The organism is Actinocrinis puniceicyclus (assembly GCF_018283645.1).
GTDB lineage: Bacteria > Actinomycetota > Actinomycetes > Streptomycetales > Catenulisporaceae > Actinocrinis > Actinocrinis puniceicyclus.
Genome location: NZ_JAGSXH010000236.1, coordinates 1 through 4115, shown reverse-complemented (window position 1 = coordinate 4115; position 4115 = coordinate 1). Strand labels below are relative to the sequence as shown.

Sequence of the window (4115 nt, the reverse complement as noted above, 5' to 3'; positions counted from 1 at the left end):
GCCCGACGGCCATGCCGAAGTAGCGTCCGTCGGCCTCGGCCGCCGCGCGCAGCGTGCTTGCCGCGTTGGCGGTGCCGGCGGTGAGCACCACGGCCCCGGTGGCCGCCGCCACGCACACCACCGTGCCGGCAGCCAGACCGGCGCGCAGTCTGCGGCGGCCCGAGGTCTCGCGTCTCGGCCGCATGACGCTGTGGTCGGCGCCAGAGTCGATATCCATGGATAGTCCTTTCCCGTCCGCGTCGCGCGGTCGGTGATGGGTTGAACTGCGGTTGTGCTGCGCACGCCGGCGAACGGCGTGGCGCGGTCGATCGTCCGCCTACGTGCCTTTTCGCGCGATGCGGGTCGGCGGCGCGCAGGCCTGCGTCCGCGGTGCGCTCGGGCAGGCGGCAGACGGCCGCACTCGGGCGTCCCGGACGTCTGCGGCGATTGCGAAGAAGGCCAAGGGCTGAGAACCTCACCAGGACAGGACCCTGGCAGGTACGTGACACAGCACAGAGTCTTGGTAGCGCTAACAAATCACGGACGGGGCGTAACCGACGAGGAGCCGACTCGGACGGCCGCAAGGGTGCCGGGGCGGTTTACGTCGCCGTGAGCGTGCCAAAGGACCATCGAAATCTCAATGGCCACTCTCGCAATGTTTCGAGACCTGGTTGGGCTCATGCCGCCTAACCAGCACGACCGATGCCTTCGGACGTGGCGGCGGGCGAGAACGCCGGGTAGCCGTCGTGAAACTTACCCTTGCGGGGCGAACCACGCGGAGAACCCGCACGGTCCGCGCAGTGTCACGGGTGACTTCGAGAGGTACTTTCGAAGCGCAAACCGCAACATTCGGTGAGCCGGAAACGGGACGGGGTCGTCAGCCGGCTCGGCGGCGCACCTCGGGAATCGGCCCGCGGAACGTCAGCTTCAGGGCATATGCGGGCGCATCCGGCGCGGCAGCGTGCAATGCGCCGACGATCTCGGCCGCCTCGCGCCGACCGGTTCCCGCCTGACCGGTCGGCGCGGGCGGTTTTCAGCCGCACGCGGGTCGCGCTACCCATGCTCCGCGAACCGCGTGGGCCGGCTGTGTGCCGTGCTCAGCCGAGGGTCCATTGCTGGTTGCTGCCGCCGTTGCAGGTCCACAGTTCGACCAGGGCGCCGTTCGCCGTGGAGGCTCCGGTCACGTCCAGGCAGAGCCCTGACTGCACACCGGTGACGGTGCCGTTGGAGTTGAGGTTCCACTGCTGGTTGGTCTGGCCGTTGCAGGAGTAGACGATCACCTTCGTGCCCGCGGTGGTGCCCTTGCCGTTCGCGTCCAGGCACAGGGTGCTGCCGCCCACGCTGAGGGTCAGCTCGTTGGAGGAGTTGTGCGTCCAGGTCTGGTTCGCGGCGCCGTTGCAGGTGTAGATCTGCTGCTGGGTGCCCAGCGTCGTGGTGCTGTTCGGATCGTCCAGGCACTTGCCCGCACCCACCGCGTGCAACGCACCCGTGCTACCACCGCCACCGCCACCGCCGCCGCCACCACCGGAGGATCCTCCCAGCGTGATGTTGGAGTTGCCGCTGCTCTGGTAACCCTCGGTGGCGAGGATCATGTAGTTGAACGCGCCCATGTTCATTCCGTGGCTGGCCCAGGCGTCGAAGAAGTTGCCGGTGGTGATGCTGCCGCCGGTCCGCCGGCTCTGGCGCACCGCCCAGTACTGGTTGAAGGTGGCGGTGCCGATGATCGACGGCGCGTTGACCCGCTGCGTCTCGTAGATGTCGTACGTGCCGCCGTCGCTGGAGACGGTGCCCTTGTAGGTGCCGGTGGGCCGGTAGCTGCCCCAGTTGTCGGTGATGTAGTACTCGACCAGCGGGTTGGTCGTCCAGCCGTACAGCGAGAGATACGAGTTGCCGGACGGGTTGAAGCTGCCGGAGTAGTTCACCGTCATCCGTCCGCCGGTGCTCCAGCCCGTTCCCGCGACGAAGTTGTTGACGTTGCTCCAGGAGGTGCTGTAGTCGCCGCCGGAGCCCAACGTCATGCAGGCAGAGCCGCCTCCGGCGGTCCAGAACGAGTAGTAGTAGCCGTTGCTGGTGCCGGTCTGGCTCGAACAGATCGTGGTGGCGGCGCTGGCGGGACCGGGCAGGATGGTCGCCACCAGGGTGAGCGCCGCGGTCATCGCCGCGGCGAAAGCACCCCCGATCAGCAGCCTGGCGCGTCTGCCCAGTAGCCGCAGACGCCTGCGACTGCCGGATTCGAATCGGGCGGAACGCATGTGTTGCTCCTTCCACGTTGAAGGCTCGCCGAGGAAACGGGAAGCCGGGGGGCGGCCCGTTCGGATATTGATGGTCGGCGGCAAAAGTATTGGTTGGCCGTTCGGGCGGCGTCAACGATTTTCGGAATATTTCGGAGACGTTCCGCCGGCGCGGGCAGAATGCGTGTCGAATTCCCACGGTTTCAGACAGCGGAATGCGCCGCGGACGGCAGGGAAACGGCTCGCGGGCGCCATGTCCGCTGCGGCGGGCGAGACGACTCGCGCTCATCGCTCGAACATTCGACGGCCGCCCGACATTTTTCAACAGCATGGACGGTCACCGGGCGGCGACGGCTGTTCGAATCGGCACCGGCTCTCGCCGGAAAACGCCGCGGCCGGTGTGACGGTCGCGGTAACCGCGGTAACCACCCGAGTCGGCGCCGCCCTTCCGCGGAGACTTAGGCTATGGCCTGGCACCAGGGCGGAACGCCGAACTGGGCTCTGCGGAGGGACCGATGGTGAAGGTGGATGACCAGGCCGCTCGGCGCGACATCAGGCACCGCAGGCGTGAGCGGCGGTGGCTGCCGGCCGCCGCGGTTGCCGCCGCGGCCGTGCTGGCCGTCGCGCTGATCGCGGTGTTGCTGCCGGACCACAAGGCCGCCGCCGGGTACGCCGCGACCACGCGCTCGGGTTCGTATACGACCCATACAACCCATGCGACCGGGGCGAATGCGTCGAGCGCGGCGAGCGCGGCGCCGTCCGGCGGCGCGGCGGCCTCCGCCTCCGCGCGGACCGCACCGGCCACGCCCCCGGCATCGAGCGCTGCGCCGGCCGCCGCCGCGCCGGCCGCGGGTCGCATTCGGCCGGGAGCCACCTATCAGGGCGTGGCCACCGAGTACAGCGCCGGCGACGGAGACGGCGCCTGCCTGTTCGGCCCGGCGGCCGACATGATGATCGGGGCGATGAACTACACCGACTACGAGTCGGCCAGGGCCTGCGGGGCGTACGTGCTCGTACACGCGGCCAACGGCGCCTCGATCACGGTACTGATCACCAACGAGTGCCCGCTGCCTTGCGCGCCTGGTCAGATAGACCTGAGCCGGCAGGCGTTCGCCAAGCTCGCCGACCCCACGCTGGGCCGCGTCCCGATCACCTGGAAGCTGCTGAGCCCCGACCTGTCCAGCCCGCTGTCCCTGCGGTACAAGACCGGCTCCAGCCGGTACTGGTGCGGCATCCAGGTGATCGGGCACCGCAATCCGGTGGCGGCGCTGGAGGTCCGCGTGGGCGGCGGCTGGCGGGAATTGCCGCGCACCGATTACAACTACTTCCTCTCGGCCGGCGGCGCCGGATGCGGCGGCCCGATCAGGATCACCGACATCTACGGACAACAGCTGACGATCAACGGTATAGCGATTCTGCCGAATGTCGCGCAACGTACCGCGGTCCAGTTCGCGCGGCACTGATCTGTTTGGGCGCCGGCCCACGCGGACAACGCCCGCCTTCGCAACTTTCACGGCGCCCGGCGGGATGATCGGCTCGCTCGGCCGAGAAGGCAGCAGGCAGCCGCGTCCATATCGCCCAGCTCCGGAAAACCGGTTTCCAGGCCATTGACGAGTTTCCGGCCACACGTGACTATCAAACGAATCTTCGGTGTCGGCGCCCGCTGACTGTGAGCGCTAACAAATAATCCCACGGACGAAGAGGTCCTATGCTCAGATCCCGTCTCCTGAGGTCCCGGTGGTTCGGCGGCGTCCTCGCGCTCGCCGCCGCCTTCGGTGTGAGCCTGCAGGCCGCGCCCCCGGCCGCCGCCGCGTCGCTGACCCAGATCACGAGCTTCGGCAACAACCCGACCGGCCTGCAGATGTACCTGTACGTGCCGAACAACGTCAAGGCCAACCCGCCGAT

Annotated in this window: 2 protein-coding genes and 2 pseudogenes; 2 read left to right on the top strand and 2 right to left on the bottom strand. The window is 68.5% G+C overall.

The features are described 5' to 3' along the window. Window positions 1-217: pseudogene (locus tag KGA66_RS28250) on the bottom strand (hypothetical protein); the annotation flags it as partial. Window positions 218-1076: 859 nt separating this feature from the next. Beyond that, on the bottom strand, window positions 1077-2231 hold the full coding sequence (locus KGA66_RS28245) for a glycoside hydrolase family 11 protein (RefSeq protein ID WP_246508913.1): 1155 nt from the start codon (window positions 2229-2231) through the stop codon (window positions 1077-1079). A gap of 494 nt (window positions 2232-2725) precedes the next feature. Between KGA66_RS28245 and KGA66_RS28240 the strand changes: the two genes are divergently transcribed. Together KGA66_RS28240 and KGA66_RS28235 are read left to right on the top strand one after the other, a co-directional pair. Beyond that, window positions 2726-3673: an expansin EXLX1 family cellulose-binding protein gene (locus KGA66_RS28240; RefSeq protein ID WP_211472518.1), complete on the top strand. Its 948-nt coding sequence runs from the start codon at window positions 2726-2728 to the stop codon at window positions 3671-3673. Window positions 3674-3918: 245 nt separating this feature from the next. After that, a pseudogene (locus tag KGA66_RS28235) lies at window positions 3919-4115 on the top strand (PHB depolymerase family esterase); the annotation flags it as partial.